Genomic DNA, 15,903 nt, shown 5'->3' with positions numbered 1-15,903 from the left:
TACTTTCACAAAAACTACCACCATGAAACACCACTACTTTCTCCCTTTCTTTTTAGTACTCTTTTGCGCTACAACAGTTGCTGCTCAGACACAAATTCATGCTAGAATTTTAGACTCAACAAGCCAAGCTCCTATTCCTTTTGCTACCATTTCATTTAATAATACATCTGGAGTAATAAGTAATGATGTTGGACAGTTTCAGCTTCAAATTAATAAAACTATTTCTGCGAAAGATTCTCTATATTTTAGCTGTTTAGGGTACGAGTCTAAACAATTTAAAGTACAAACATTTCAAGATAGTTTAATCTATTTAAAACCTAAATCTATTGAATTAGGAGAAGTTATGTTGTTTAATAAAAACTATACGGTTGAAGAAATTATTGATAAGGTTGAAGACAATTTAGATAAAAACTATGCCGGAACTTTTAGTAAAAGCAAACTCTTTTTTAGAACAACCTACGGCTCTAACATTCTTAGAAAATCGGTTAAAATTAAAGCCTCTACTATTCCAGAATTCAATCAAGAATTAACAGATAGTATTTTAAAAGATATCCCTTTACACTCCAGTCAATACACAGAAGTATTAGGAGAATTCTACAAAAACAAATTAAAAACAGCAGAAGACACTATTATAAAATTAGATATTATAAAGGCCTCAGAACTTTACGATAAAAATAATGAAATGACTTTTGAGGCTTATGAAAACAAACTGAATGCTATTTTAAAGAAACACGTAAAACGCGATTCTTACTTTAAAATTAAATCGGGTTGGTTTGGCACAAAAGAAGATATAGATTCTTCATTTTTTCAGGACGACTCCGATAAACAATCTAAAGCCTTTCTCGAAGCCGAGAAGAAAAAAGAAGCAGACAAGAAAAAAGACTTTTTAAAATACAGAAAATATGGCATTAATAGTCTTGAAAAAAGCAGTTTTACAGACGAAGATTCTAGCCTAAACTGTATTTACAAATCAAACCGTTACGAATTCGAACTATTAGACTATTCGTTTTTAAACGACCAATACGTTTACAAAATTGCTTTTAAACCAAAACGCAGTGAAGACTACAAAGGTGTACTTTATATAAACACAGACGATTTTGCTGTAATAAGAATAGATTTTAAAAATGTAAAATCTCTAAAAACATTTAATCTTTTTGGCGTTTCTTTAAACGTATACAAAAGACAAGGTAGCTTTATTTATACTAAAAATAATACGGATAGTTATAGTTTAAAATACGCAGAAATTGAAACCGCAAACAAAGTAGCTATTGATAGACCTTTTAAAATTATTGAAAAAAACAAACATGTAAAAGGCCGAAGAAAACAAAACGAACTTTCTGGAGACATCAATTTTATAGCAACTAACTACTCTAAAAAAGAAATGGTGGTTTTCGAAAACAACACCATAACACAAACAGATTTTAATACATTTAAAGAAAAAGCAAAAGTAGAACCCATTTATCTTCCTGCCTACGATCCCGAATTCTGGAAAGGTTACAATATTATAGAGCCAAATAAGGCCATAAAAGAATTTAAAAGTATTGAAACAGCACCAGAAAACTAAACGCCTGAAAGGTTTTGCACTTTAATTAGACTACATGTTATGTTGCACGGATACAAATCAGAACTAAAACACTGATGTACACTAGTAAAATAAAGACCATTTTACACTAGATTTCCTGGTATAAAATGGTCTTTATACAATTTACAAACTACTATTATCCCGCTCAGCAAGAAGAATTTAAAAATACAAAAGCAAATCCAAATAACTAATTATATTTGCTTTCCCATTCTGAAAACCTAATATGGCCATAATTAAAGTTATTATACCTGCGTATAACGAAGCAGATTCTATTTCGAAAGTTATACACGATATTCCAAATATTGTAGACGAAATTATTGTTGTAAGTAACAACTCTACAGACAATACAGAAGAAAATGCAAAACAAGCTGGCGCAACTGTTTTAATAGAAAAAAACAAAGGATATGGCTATGCTTGCTTAAAGGGTATGGATTACATTTCTAAACTAAATACAAAACCAGATATTATTGTTTTTTTAGATGGAGATTATAGCGATTATCCTGAACAATTAACAGAGCTTATTACACCTATACTAGAAGAAAATATCGATTTTGTTGTCGGTGCACGTATGAAAAATCTTCGTGAAAAAGGTTCAATGACCATTCCTCAAGAGTTTGGAAACTGGTTAGCGACGTCATTAATGCGCTTATTTTTTAAATCAACTTTTACAGATTTAGGTCCTTTTCGCGCTATAAAATACAGTAACCTACTAGAAGTAAACATGTTAGACAAAACATATGGTTGGACGGTAGAAATGCAATTAAAAATTTTAAAAAGACATTTTTCTTATCGAGAAATCCCTGTAAAATATCGTAACAGAATAGGAGTTTCAAAAGTTTCAGGTACGATAAAAGGTGCTATATTTGCAGGCATGAAAATCCTGTATTGGATTTTTAAATATAGCTTTAAAAAATGATATTAGAAATTATTATAATTGCCATTTACTCAACTTCTTTAGCATTAATTTTCATGTATGCTTTAGCACAGTTAAATTTATTGTTAAATTATCTTTCTGCTCATAAGAAAGATACTTCTTTGCCCCCTTTAGATCTTTCTAAAGAAAAAGAAGTCCCTTATGTTACCATACAATTACCTGTTTATAACGAAATGTATGTTATGGATCGTTTGTTGGAAAACATCGCAACTATGAATTATCCAAAAAATAAATTGGAAATTCAAGTTTTAGACGATTCTACAGACGAAACCGTTCAAACCACACGCGAACATGTACAAAAACTAAAAGCAGCAGGTTTAGACATTGTACATATTACGAGAACAGACCGTAGCGGATTTAAAGCAGGAGCCTTAAAAGAAGGTTTAAAAATAGCAAAAGGAGAATTTATTGCCATTTTCGATGCAGATTTCTTACCTCAAACAGATTGGTTATTACGTACACTACCTTATTTTAAAGACAGAAATATTGGTGTAGTTCAAACCCGTTGGGGACATATAAACCGCGAATATTCTTTACTAACACGTATCCAGGCCTTTGCTTTAGATGCGCATTTTACGCTAGAACAAGTAGGTAGAAACAGTAAAGGACACTTTATAAATTTTAACGGTACAGCCGGAGTTTGGCGTAAAGACTGTATTATAGACGCAGGAAACTGGGAAGGAGACACACTTACAGAAGACCTAGATTTAAGCTACCGTGCACAACTTAAAAACTGGAAATTTAAATATTTAGAAAACGTAGAAACACCAGCAGAACTTCCTGTGGTAATTAGTGCCGCACGCTCGCAACAATTCCGTTGGAATAAAGGTGGTGCAGAAAACTTCAGAAAAATGCTTTGGCGTGTTTTAAAATCAGATAATATTTCTGGTAAAACAAAAATTCACGGTGTATTACATTTACTAAACAGTACCATGTTTTTAAATGTATTTATAGTAGCCGTTTTAAGTATTCCAATGTTGTATATTAAAAACGAATATGCGCATTTAAAACCATACTTCTACGTCATGAGTTTCTTTGTAGTAAGTAGTGTTATTTTCTTTATATGCTATTGGTTTATGTATAAAAATATTTATGGCGGAGGTATTAAAAATTTCATCAAATATATAGGTATGTTTTTCACCTTTTTTACCGTGGCAATGGGCTTCTCTCTACACAATTCTATTGCTGTATTAGAAGGACACATTGGTAAACGAAGCGAATTTGTTCGTACACCTAAATTCAACATTAACAACCTAAAAGACAGCTGGAAAGACAACAAATACATAAAGAAAAACATCTCTGTAAATGTCATTTTCGAAGGCTTACTTACACTTTATTTTGCATTCGGTATGTATAGCGCATTTATAGTTGGAGATCAAGGAGGAGACTTTGGATTATTTCCGTTTCACCTTATGTTATTTTTAGGTTTTGGTTATGTGTTTTTTAAATCAATAACCTCTAAAGCATAAACAATTTGGGCGTTCCCAAAAGGGTCGCGCTTTCCGTTACAATCTTTTGCAAAAAAGCAAAAGGATTTCTACTACAATCCCTAACGCAAAATCATCATAAATACCGTCTTGTTTACACAAAAAACAACGCAGTATTTATGGTGATTTTTACGGTTATAAGTATCTTTGTAAAACATAATAACATGTAATTAAGTTATTAATTTACAGGGACAAGATGAAGGCATATAAACGTAAAAATAGATTAACAGCTCAAGAATATATAGATGGTGTTTTACAAGGGAGTAGAGTTATACTTTCGCGTGCAATAACCATTATAGAAAGTAATTTAGAAAGCGACAAAGTACTTGCTAAAGAAATTATTCAATCCATATTACCTTATTCAGGAAAATCAATCCGTATTGGAATTACAGGAGTCCCTGGAGTTGGTAAAAGCACATTTATAGAAGCTTTTGGTAAATACTTAACAACATTAGACCATAAGGTTGCCATTTTATCTATAGATCCAAGTAGTCAACGTTCTAAAGGAAGTATTCTTGGAGACAAAACACGTATGGAAGAATTAAGCAATAACGAAAATGCTTATATCCGTCCATCATCAACCGGAGACACACTTGGTGGTGTTGCTAACAAAACAGGAGAAACCATGCTACTTTGCGAAGCTTCTGGTTACGATGTTATTTTAGTAGAAACCGTTGGTGTCGGACAATCGGAAACAGCTGTTCATGGCATGACAGATTTCTTCTTACTCTTAATGCTTGCAGGAGCAGGAGACGAACTACAAGGTATTAAAAAAGGTATTATGGAAATGGCCGATATGGTTGTTATCAATAAAGCAGATGGCGATAATATTAAAAATAGTGAAATGGCACGATTACAATACCAAAATGCCTTACACATTTTTCCTCAACCAGATTCGGGCTGGACACCTGTGGTAACCAAAGCATCTTCTACTAAAAATACAGGAATTCATACCGTTTGGGAACAGGTTATAAAATACAAAGAGCTTGTTAACGAAAATGGTTATTTTGATGAGAACAGAAATCATCAAAAAATAAAATGGATGTACAACAACATAAATGAAGAACTAAAACATTTATTTTACGGTTCGCCTCACATGAAAAGCAAACTAGCTACTTTAGAAAGTGAAGTTATTACCTCTAAAGTTTCTCCTGTAAAAGCAGCTCAGCATATTATGGAAACGTTTAAAAAAAGTTTGTAATACTTATTATATTCGATTCTGACTCATTTTATCAAAGAACGAAGGATAACTACAAAACATAAAACCCCCCATTACTAATATACGTTAGTAATGGGGGGTTTTCAACAAATCAATACATAAAACTAGGTTACTTCATGTTCTAAATATGTCTTTAATATTATTAATCTTACTCTAGATATGTCTACTACCAGACTATATACCTAAAGCCTGACCTCCACCAATTTGAATAGTTTCTGCTGTTATAAAAGAAGCATCTTTACTCGCTAAGAAAGACACAACTGAAGCAACTTCTTCTGGTTTACCTATTCTTTTCAACAAAATACTATTTGCCCAAGATGCAAAAACTTCAGGTTTTGTTGCTTTAATTTGTGCATGAAATGGCGTATCAATAGTACCAGGAGATACCGCATTTACTCTAATACCATATTCAGCTAAATCTTTTGCTAATGCTCTTGTAATTGCATGAACTCCTCCTTTAGATGTTGCATAAACTCCAGCACCTGGACCACCTGCATTCCAAGCAGCATTTGATGTATAATTAATAATTGACGAATTTTCTCCTTTTTTAAGGAAAGGTATTGCAGCTCTTGATGCAAAAAATACTGAATCAAGGTTTAAAGCCATTACAAATCTGTAAAAATCAGTTGTCATTTCTTCAAATCTAGATCTACCTCCTAACCCACCTGCATTATTTACAAGCACATCTATTTTACCATACTTTTCTCCAATTGCAGTAATATTTTTAGTAACAGCAGCATCATTGGTAACATCAAAACTAACATACTCTGCTGTAATTCCTTCCGTCTTAAGTTCTTCAACTTTTTTAGCGCCTTCTTCATCTTCAATACCATTTAAAACAACAGCATATCCATCTTGTCCTAATCTTTTTGCAACTTGAAATCCAATCCCACTAGTTGCACCTGTAACTACTGCTACTCTTTTGTTTAAAGTACTCATTACGTTATTATTTTTAAATTCTTTGTTTCTATTAATTAAATATTTTATGAAAACATAATTGTTTTCTACTGCTAGAAGCAATGCATATTATGATTAATGTGTAAGAAAATTTAATTGCTGTGCTGAGGCTAAAAAATCACAGAAAAACACAAAAACTTTAAATGTAGTTTCTATTTATACATGTCCTTATTTTTTTTATAAACACTTTGTAATTTAGATATATACAGCATAAAACAGCTATATTTTTATAGTACAAATATACAACTATTTTAATTATTAACGCAACACAGTTGCATTAATAACACAGATAAACTAAATCAAGAAAAAGTAAAATCCACGGAAACATGAAATAGAGGAAAACAGTATTAAGAATATAGACTTTTAGATTACTAAGTTTTGAAGTAATTACAAAAAATAATTATTTACGAATAGTATGCAAAGCTTCATCTAGTAGATCTGAAACCTTTACTTTATTAAAATAAAAAACCCCATTACTGACGCATATCAATATTGGGGTTTTTCGGCAAATCAATACTTAAAACTAAGCTTCCTCATGTTCTAAATACTTCTCTAATATGGTAATTGCTGATTTTGAAATTACGGTACCAGGACCGAAAATTGCAGCAACTTTATGATCTAATAAAAATTGGTAATCTTGTTCAGGAATTACGCCTCCTGCAAACACCATAATATCTGGTCTTCCTAGTTTAGCAAGCTCTTCTATTAATTGTGGTATTAATGTTTTATGTCCGGCAGCCAAACTAGAAGCTCCTACAAAATGTACATCGTTTTCAATGGCTTGTTTTGCAACTTCTTCTGGTGTTTGGAATAAAGGTCCCATATCTACATCAAATCCTAAATCGGCAAAACTTGAAGCAACAACTTTTGCTCCTCTATCATGTCCGTCTTGTCCCATTTTGGCAACCATAACACGTGGTCTACGTCCTTCAATCTCAGCAAATTTATCTGCTAATTTTAAAGCTTCAGCAAACGTAGTATCATTACTTACCTCTTTACTGTAAACACCACTAATTAATTTAGTATCTGCTTTATGTCGTCCAAAAACAACTTCTAAAGCATCAGATATTTCACCTAAAGTGGCAAAGTTTTCTGCTGCTTCTACAGCTAATTCTAATAAATTACCTTTTCCTGTTTTAGCACAATCTGTTAATGCTTTTATATTTTTATCAACTACAGTTTGATCTCTATTTGCTTTTAATTTTTTTAGACGTGCAATTTGAGAATCTCTTACTATTGTATTATCTACTTCTAAGATTTCTATAGACGATTTTTCGTCAGTTCTAAATTTATTTACACCTACTAAAATATCTTGACCAGAATCTAAACGCGCTTGTTTTCTTGCAGATGCTTCTTCAATACGCATTTTAGGCACACCAGTTTCAATTGCTTTAGCCATACCGCCAAGTTCTTCAACTTCTTCAATAAGTGCCCATGCTTTTTTAGCAATTTCTTTAGTTAAATACTCAACATAATAAGAACCTGCCCAAGGATCTACAGCCTTAGTCATTTGGGTTTCATCTTGAATATAAATTTGTGTATTACGTGCAATTCTAGCAGAAAAATCTGTTGGTAACGCAATCGCTTCATCTAATGCATTGGTGTGTAAAGATTGTGTTCCTCCTAAAGCTGCTGCCATCGCTTCTATACACGTTCTAGCAACATTATTATAAGGATCCTGCTCACTTAAACTCCAACCCGATGTCTGACTATGCGTACGCAATGCCATAGATTTTGGATTTTTAGGATTGTATTGTTTTATAATTTTTGCCCAAAGCATACGTGCTGCACGCATTTTAGCAATCTCCATAAAATGATTCATTCCTACTGCCCAGAAAAATGAAAGTCTAGGCGCAAATTCATCTATTTTTAATCCTGATGCTAAACCTGTTCTAATATATTCCATACCATCGGCTAAAGTATAAGCCAATTCAATATCTGCAGTTGCACCAGCTTCTTGCATGTGGTAACCACTAATAGAAATAGAGTTAAACTTAGGCATGTTTTTAGTGGTGTAATCAAAAATATCACCAATAATTTTCATAGATGGTAAAGGCGGATATATGTACGTATTACGCACCATAAATTCCTTTAAAATATCGTTTTGTATGGTTCCGCTTAAATGATCTAGCGCCACACCTTGTTTTTTAGCTGCTGCTATATAGAATGCCATAATTGGAAGTACAGCACCGTTCATAGTCATAGATACAGACATTTTATCTAACGGAATTTGGTCGAATAAAATTTCCATATCTAAAATAGAATCTATCGCAACACCTGCTTTACCAACATCTCCCGTAACTCTTGGGTGATCTGAATCGTACCCACGGTGTGTTGCTAAATCGAATGCGACAGACAATCCTTTTTGTCCTGCTGCAAGATTACGTCTGTAAAATGCATTAGATTCTTCTGCTGTAGAAAAACCTGCGTACTGACGAATAGTCCAAGGACGCAACGCATACATAGCGCTATAAGGACCTCTTGTAAAAGGAGGCAATCCAGAAAGAAATTGTAAATGCTCTGCATCTGCAAGATCTTCTTTAGAAAAATGTGTTTTAACAGGAATACCTTCTGGCGTATTCCAAACGTCTTTATTATCTGAAGGTACTGCCTCTTGTTTTGAAGCAGTGTCTAATGTTATATTTGAAAAATTTGGTTTCATGTGTTTCTTTTTTAATTAATCAATGGTCACATGCTATTGTTAAAACCTCAACATAAAGTTTTAAACAATGTCACACCGCTACTTTTTAATATGTTTCTGAATTTTATTCTGAACCTTAGAAATGGTTTTAATAACATCAGATTTTATATGAATACAATCGTCTAAACCTGCTTTTGTAAGCGCGTCTAAAAGTGCTACAGGATTACCTGCCAATAAAAGCACTTTATCTGTATTTAATGCTCTAAATGTTTCTACATAGGCTAAAGCTTGCTCGTCGTAATCTGGATCTGAACTACAAATAACAACCACACTAGATTCTGATTTTGCACTTGCTTCTGCAGCTTCTTTTGCACTTTCGTAACTTTTTTCTTGCAAGACTTCAAAGCCACTTACTCCAAGAAAATCGTAAGCAAATGCTGCTCTTGCTTTACGCATGGTTAGATTACCAAAACTAGTAAGTTCTATTATTGGGCGTTTACCAGCTTTAACTACAATGTCTTCAGAAACCTTACGTAAAGATTCAATTTCTAATGCAGCACGTCGTGGTGTTAACACCTTAGAATTAGATTCTCCTCCTGTAAATAATACTTTTGGATCTAATTTTTCCATTAGGTTTGGATATTTATTTACCCCAACCATTGGTAAACGTCTCTGACTAATTAACTTAATCTTTTTCTGACGAATTTCGGCAATCTGTTGTTGAATGGTTTCGTTTTCGAAAGCAGTAAAGAACCCACCGTCAGCTTCAATTGCTTTAAATAACTCTAAAGCTTTTGTTGCTACTTTAGAACTCACTTCTTCTACATAATAAGATCCATCTACTGGATTTGCTACTTTTCCGAAGTAAGATTCTTCTCTTAATATAGTTGTAATGTTTCCAGAAATTCGACTTGAAAAATCTGAAGGTGCATTAAATTCTTTATCGTAAGCATCTACTAAAATACCATCTACATTTCCTAAAATGGCAGACATCGCTTCTGTAGTAGAACGCAACATATTAGCATGTGCATCGGTCACAGATTTTGTCCAAATAGATGTTTTAGCGGTTAAAGCAAATTTAAAATTAGAAACCTCGTAAGAATTAGCCACTTTATGTACCAAGCTATTTAATGCTCTGTATTTACTCATTTCTACAAAGTACTCAGATCCGATTGCTAACTGAACATGTAAACTATTAAAAATAGTTTCTGCAGAAATATCCTGAGCTTTTAATTCTTCAATTACATAAACCAAAGCATTTAAAGTGTAGGCAACTTCCTGAACTTGATTTGCTCCAGAATCTAAAAATGCAGTTCCAGAAAGTGTTACTGTTTTAAAGTTTGAATATCCAGTTCCTAGAGTGATTACTTTGGCTAAAGTTTTAAAGATATTAGCTTTTAAAGATCCCGTAGTCACATAATCTGAAATGACACCAAGGTCTAAATATCCTTTTAAATTCTTTTTATCTGATACATTTTTTTCTGCGTATGCAAAGAAATCTGTAGCAAAATCTAAAGCATTTTCAGATAAAACAAAAGAGACTGTAATTGTATTTAAATCAAGCCCTTGTAATAAAGCAGAAACAGAGACATTTGATTTGATTTGAAAAACCAAACCGTTTATACCTTCTACAACTGCTTTTAGCGCTAAAGCGTTTCCGCTTGCTGCTGAAGTTACTATAACACTTCTATAGTTTACTAATGCATGTGCATTTTCGCCAGTGTTTTTAAGATAATCTATAGTATCTTCAGTATTATATAAAGGTTGTATTTCAATACCGTTTAAGTTTTTCCAAACCAATCTTCTATTGAAATCTCCACCTTTTAAATCTATATTAACTTTTTCCAACCATGCGTCCTTAGTCACAGGTCCAAACTCGGAAAAAAGTGTATTATTTTTAGTACTCATACTATTTGTATTTAGTGTGATTAAATCATGATGCTACTTCCAAATCTTTCAAAAATAGCTTTATCTAATTCTTCTCTATAATCAGGGTGTGCAATGTCTCTTAAAGCATTTGCACGCTCTCTTAAGGTTTTACCAAAAAATTCGGCAACACCGTATTCTGTAACCACAAATCTTGCATGAGCTCTTGTGGTAACAACTCCTGCTCCAGTTCTTAATGTTGGTACAATTTTAGAAACGCCTTTTAAAGTTCTAGAATTTATAGCAATAATTGGTTTTCCGCCTTCAGACAAGGCTGCACCTCGCATAAAGTCCATTTGTCCTCCAACTCCAGACAACATTCTAGTACCAATAGAATCTGCACAAACTTGTCCAGTAATATCAATTTCTACGGCTGAATTAATAGCTGTTACTTTTGGATTCTGACGAATAACAGATGTATCGTTAACATAACCAATATCTAACATTTCAATTTCGGGATTATCGTCCATAAAATCATACAAACGTCGTGTTCCCATGGCAAATCCAGATACAATTTTATTTGGGTTTACTTTTTTCTGAGAGCCATTTACTATGCCTTTTTCCACTAAATCTACGATTCCTTCAGAGAACATTTCAGTATGAACTCCTAAATTTTTGTGATTATTTAAATACGTTAGCACAGCGTTTGGAATCCCTCCAATACCCATTTGTATTGTGGCTCCATCTTCAATAATATCTGCCACATTTTTACCAATTGCTTTTTCTTCTTCTGAAGGTGCTACAAATTGCATTTCAAAAAGTTCTTCATCAACCTCAACACAAGCAGCAAATTGATTAATATTTACTATAGCATCACCAAAAGTTCTTGGCATTTTAGGATTAATCTGTGCAATAATAGTTTTTCCCATTTCAATCCCAGAAATCACAATATCTACAGAGACGCCTAATGAACAAAAACCATGTTTATCTGGAGGAGATACATTAACTAAAACAACATCTAATTTCATATATCCTTCACGGAATAGGCTTGGAATATCACTTAAAAATACAGGGATATAATCGGCTGTAACACCAATCATTTTTCTAATATTTCCTCCAATAAAAAAGGCACTAGTATAAAAACTTTCTTTTAATTCTGGTGCGACATAACCGCACTCACCTTCTGTATGTAAATGAACAATATTCACACCTCTAAGCTCTGAAGCTCTTGCTACCATTGCTTTAATAAGAGACTGAGGAGTTGCAGAACCACCTTGAATTAAGACTCTATCTCCTGATTTAATTAATTTTACTGCATCTGCTGCAGACATTTTATTTGGTATGTTCATGACGTTAATTTTTTAAAATTACATTATGATTAAATGATTTTATAAATCGCTACTACCCTAAAAAGCTTAAGACAATACCTGCCGCAATTGCAGAACCAATAACACCTGCAACGTTTGGTGCCATGGCGTGCATTATTAAATAATTATGAGGATCGGCTTTTAAACCTTCTGCATGTACTACCCTAGCGCTATTTGGTACTGCTGAAACCCCTGCTGCACCGATAAGTGGGTTTATTTTTTCATCTCCTTTCAAGAATAAATTCATGAATTTTGCAAAAAGCAAACCTCCTGTCGTTGCTATTACAAATGATATAGCTCCCAGTCCAAAGATTAACATAGAATCTTTAGTAAGAAAAATATCGGCTTGAGTTGATGCTCCTACGGTAACACCTAAAAGAATAGTTACTATGTCTATTAATTTAGTTCGAGCCGTATCGGCAAGTCGTTCTGTTTTGCCAGATTCTTTAAGTAAATTACCAAAGAACAACATCCCTAATAAAGGTATTGCACTAGGTGATATAAATGTAGTTAACAATAACGCAACCACAGGGAAAATCATTTTTTCCTTTTGTGAAACTGCTCTCGGCGGTTTCATTCTAATTAATCGCTCTTTTTTTGTAGTAAGCAATCTCATAATTGGGGGTTGAATAACAGGTATTAAAGCCATATAAGAATATGCCGCAATAGCAACTGGCCCTATTAAATTTTTAACGGTTGTGCCATCAGGTAATATGTTTATCCCATTTGCCAATTTTGAGGATAAGAAAATAGCGGTTGGCCCATCGGCCCCACCAATAATACCTATTGCACCCGCTTCAGGAAGGTTAAACCCTAAATAAAGCGCTCCTAAAAAAGTTACAAAAACACCTACTTGAGCAGCTGCACCCAAAAGCATTAATTTTGGATTAGCTATCAGGGATGAGAAATCGGTCATCGCACCGATACCTAAGAATATTAGTGGCGGATAAATACCTTTTACAACACCAAAATATAAAAAGTTTAAAACTGATCCCTCCTCGTAAATACCCGTTTCATAACCTGGCAAAAATGGAATGTTTCCAATCAGAACACCTAAACCTATAGGAATTAAAAGCAGTGGTTCGTAATCAAATTTAATTCCTAAATATATAAATATAACACCTATAAGTATCATAATTAAATTGCCAGATTGTGCATTTGCAAAACCCGTGAACTGGTAAAATTGTTTTATCCCACCTACAGCCTCTGAAACGAAAGTTTTATCTTCGTTAGAGTCAACAGACTGATTAGTAGCTGTTGTTATGGTTGTTGTTTCAGAACTAGCATTCATACCTAAAAGAGGTCTGATAAAAACTAATAGCGATAAAACTCCAAATATTAATATTATTTTTTTCATTTTTTTAAATTTTGGTCGTTCCAATTTTTTGTGACCTACTAACTTTAATAGATTAGCACTTTAAATATTAAAACGTATAACACTATTTTATTTATTCTAGTTCTATCATTACTTCACTCTGTAAAACTTGTTGTCCAACTTTAACATTTATAGCTGAAACTACTCCAGATTTTTCTGAAACGATACTATTCTCCATTTTCATGGCTTCAAGAACTAATAATAAATCATTCTCCTTAATAGAATCTCCAACTTTTACATTAATTGATAAGACAACACCTGGAATAGGTGCCACAATTTGTACGCTTCCAGAACCAGAATTTGCACTATTTACTTTTAATGGCTCAACAACCGGACTCGCTGGTTTACGTACCAAGGTTGGTGTTTTAATGGTTTTTAACGCCTCCTTCATCTTAACCGAATATGCAGTTCCGTTTACCTCTAAGTTTATCGTGCTATCTTCTTGAGAAACAACTCTAACACTATAACTATTTTCATTTATATTGAATGTGAAATTTTTCATTGTATGTTGTATGTCTTTAAATGTGGAAAAAAAACGAACCCTTAATTACCGTTTATTATAAACGCCGTAAATCTTAGAACTCCAAGGAGAGTACATTTTCCGAGCTTGTTTTATAGTTAATATGGCATTTTCGTTATCGTGCTGTTCATTTAAATGCAAATGAATTGCAGCTGAAATAGCCGCAGCAATTTCTCCTGTAAATTGCTCATTAAGTTTGGGAGATATCTCTTTTATTTTTTTATCTCTTCCCTTGCTAATTATTTTATATATATAGAGCATTATCGGTAATGCATATTTAAAAAATAACGTTAAAATCAGTAATCCTCCAAAAACAATGGTAAGGCCTGTTACTAAAATAACATATCCTTCACTTAGATCATTGGTTAATAAATATATATGTGTCATTATAATGGGATATTTGAATGTTTTTTAGGCGGATTTACTTCTTTCTTATTAGCTAACAATTCTAAAGCTCTAACAATTCTAAATCTGGTATTTCTAGGTTCGATAACATCATCAATAAATCCGTATTTAGCAGCTACATATGGATTAGCGAACTTAGTATTGTACTCATGTTCTTTTTCTGTAATGTAGTGTTGTTTTTCTACTTCATCTTCAATTTTTCTAATGTTAGACCCTTCAAGTACTTCTACTGCTCCTTTAGCTCCCATTACAGCAATTTCTGCAGTTGGCCAAGCGTAATTTAAATCGCCTCGTAATTGTTTACAACTCATTACATCGTGTGCTCCTCCATAAGATTTACGTAGTGTAATAGTTACTTTAGGCACTGTAGCTTCTCCATAAGCGAATAATAACTTAGCACCATGTAAAATAATACCCGCATATTCTTGTCCTGTACCTGGTAAGAATCCGGGAACATCTACTAAGGTTACAATTGGAATATTAAAGGCATCACAGAAACGCACAAATCGAGCCGCTTTTCTAGACGCATCACAATCTAAAACACCTGCATAAAACTTAGGCTGATTGGCAACAATCCCTACTGAACGTCCGTTAAAACGTGCAAAACCAACAACTATGTTTCTTGCATAATCTCTATGTACTTCTGTGAATTCGCCGTTATCTGTAAGAACAGAAATAACATCTATAATGTCGTAAGGTTGATTGGCATTTTCTGGAATAATATCATTTAAAACATCGTCTAATCTATCTATAGGATCATTACAAGTCACTATAGGTGCTTCTTCTAAATTATTTGAAGGCAAATAGCTGAGTAACTTTCTAACTAACATTAAATTTTCTTCGTCGTTTTCTGCTAAGAAATGAGATACTCCAGATTTTGTAGAATGTATTTTTGCTCCTCCTAATTGTTCTGTAGTCACTTCTTCTCCTGTGACTGACTTCACTACTTTTGGACCGGTTACAAACATATAACTGGTTTGGTCTGTCATGATTGTAAAATCTGTTAATGCTGGAGAGTACACAGCTCCACCAGCACAAGGCCCTAAAATTGAAGAAATTTGAGGAATTACACCAGAGGCCATTATATTTCTTTGGAAAATTTCGGCATATCCAGCAAGCGATCTAACACCTTCTTGAATACGTGCTCCACCACTATCGTTAAGTCCTATTACTGGTACACCAATTTTCATGGCCATATCCATAATTTTACATATTTTCAAGGCATACGTTTCAGAAAGAGAACCTCCAAATACTGTAAAATCTTGAGAGAATACATATACAATTCTACCATCAATGGTTCCATGTCCGGTAATAACACCATCTGATAAATATAGTTCCTTGTCTAACCCAAAAGACTTTGTTCTATGGGTAACAAACATATCAAACTCTTCAAAACTATCGTCATCTAAAAGAATATCTATTCTTTCGCGTGCCGTAAATTTTCCTTTAGCATGTTGAGAATCGATACGCTTTTCACCACCACCTAATTTTGCTTTCGCTCTTTTTTCAATGAGCTCATTAATTTTTTCTTGATTTGCCATTAGTACGTG

The 15,903-nt window shown here is 33.3% G+C and carries 12 protein-coding genes; 4 read left to right on the top strand and 8 right to left on the bottom strand.

The window, feature by feature from the left end; genetic code table 11:
* The first annotated feature begins 22 nt into the window (after window positions 1-22).
* The 4 genes from GQR95_RS07335 to meaB all read left to right on the top strand — a co-directional run bounded on the left by GQR95_RS07335 (window position 23) and on the right by meaB (window position 5,204).
* Window positions 23-1,564 (top strand): carboxypeptidase-like regulatory domain-containing protein, encoded by a 1,542-nt coding sequence (locus GQR95_RS07335; protein WP_159022557.1) that lies wholly within the window; start codon window positions 23-25, stop codon window positions 1,562-1,564.
* Between the two features lie 241 nt (window positions 1,565-1,805).
* Entirely contained in the window at window positions 1,806-2,498 is a 693-nt protein-coding gene (locus GQR95_RS07330; RefSeq protein WP_159022556.1) for a glycosyltransferase family 2 protein, read from the top strand.
* On the top strand, window positions 2,495-3,985 hold the full coding sequence (locus GQR95_RS07325; protein WP_159022555.1) for a cellulose synthase family protein: 1,491 nt from the start codon (window positions 2,495-2,497) through the stop codon (window positions 3,983-3,985). The genes GQR95_RS07330 and GQR95_RS07325 overlap by 4 nt, the downstream gene beginning before the upstream one ends.
* 214 nt (window positions 3,986-4,199) lie before the next feature.
* On the top strand, window positions 4,200-5,204 hold the full coding sequence (meaB, locus tag GQR95_RS07320; RefSeq protein WP_159022554.1) for a methylmalonyl Co-A mutase-associated GTPase MeaB: 1,005 nt from the start codon (window positions 4,200-4,202) through the stop codon (window positions 5,202-5,204).
* Between the two features lie 192 nt (window positions 5,205-5,396).
* Here meaB and GQR95_RS07315 read toward each other — a convergent pair whose 3' ends face one another.
* The 8 genes from GQR95_RS07315 to GQR95_RS07280 all read right to left on the bottom strand — a co-directional run bounded on the left by GQR95_RS07315 (window position 5,397) and on the right by GQR95_RS07280 (window position 15,894).
* The gene (locus GQR95_RS07315; protein ID WP_159022553.1) at window positions 5,397-6,161 is read right to left on the bottom strand and encodes an SDR family NAD(P)-dependent oxidoreductase; all 765 of its coding nucleotides are present in this window, start codon (window positions 6,159-6,161) and stop codon (window positions 5,397-5,399) included.
* A 541-nt stretch (window positions 6,162-6,702) separates the two neighbouring features.
* Entirely contained in the window at window positions 6,703-8,841 is a 2,139-nt protein-coding gene (gene scpA, locus GQR95_RS07310) for a methylmalonyl-CoA mutase (protein ID WP_159022552.1), read from the bottom strand.
* Between the two features lie 78 nt (window positions 8,842-8,919).
* Complete coding sequence (locus GQR95_RS07305) at window positions 8,920-10,728, bottom strand: methylmalonyl-CoA mutase family protein (RefSeq protein ID WP_159022551.1); 1,809 nt, start codon at window positions 10,726-10,728, stop codon at window positions 8,920-8,922.
* A gap of 20 nt (window positions 10,729-10,748) precedes the next feature.
* Complete coding sequence (locus GQR95_RS07300) at window positions 10,749-12,035, bottom strand: acetyl-CoA hydrolase/transferase family protein (RefSeq protein WP_159022550.1); 1,287 nt, start codon at window positions 12,033-12,035, stop codon at window positions 10,749-10,751.
* Window positions 12,036-12,087: 52 nt separating this feature from the next.
* Window positions 12,088-13,410, bottom strand: a complete 1,323-nt coding sequence (locus GQR95_RS07295; RefSeq protein WP_159022549.1) for a sodium ion-translocating decarboxylase subunit beta — start codon at window positions 13,408-13,410, stop codon at window positions 12,088-12,090.
* A 91-nt stretch (window positions 13,411-13,501) separates the two neighbouring features.
* On the bottom strand, window positions 13,502-13,930 hold the full coding sequence (locus GQR95_RS07290) for a biotin/lipoyl-containing protein (protein WP_159022548.1): 429 nt from the start codon (window positions 13,928-13,930) through the stop codon (window positions 13,502-13,504).
* Window positions 13,931-13,975: 45 nt separating this feature from the next.
* Window positions 13,976-14,335: an OadG family protein gene (locus GQR95_RS07285; RefSeq protein WP_159022547.1), complete on the bottom strand. Its 360-nt coding sequence runs from the start codon at window positions 14,333-14,335 to the stop codon at window positions 13,976-13,978.
* The gene (locus GQR95_RS07280; RefSeq protein ID WP_159022546.1) at window positions 14,335-15,894 is read right to left on the bottom strand and encodes an acyl-CoA carboxylase subunit beta; all 1,560 of its coding nucleotides are present in this window, start codon (window positions 15,892-15,894) and stop codon (window positions 14,335-14,337) included. Before GQR95_RS07280 ends, GQR95_RS07285 begins: the two co-directional genes overlap by 1 nt.
* Between the last annotated feature and the right edge of the window lie 9 nt (window positions 15,895-15,903).

The sequence above is a fragment of the Formosa sp. L2A11 genome (assembly GCF_009796865.1).
Classification (GTDB): Bacteria; Bacteroidota; Bacteroidia; order Flavobacteriales; family Flavobacteriaceae; genus Formosa.
The sequence above is the reverse complement of the archived record's forward strand: the minus strand, read 5'-3'. Positions and strand labels throughout refer to the sequence as shown.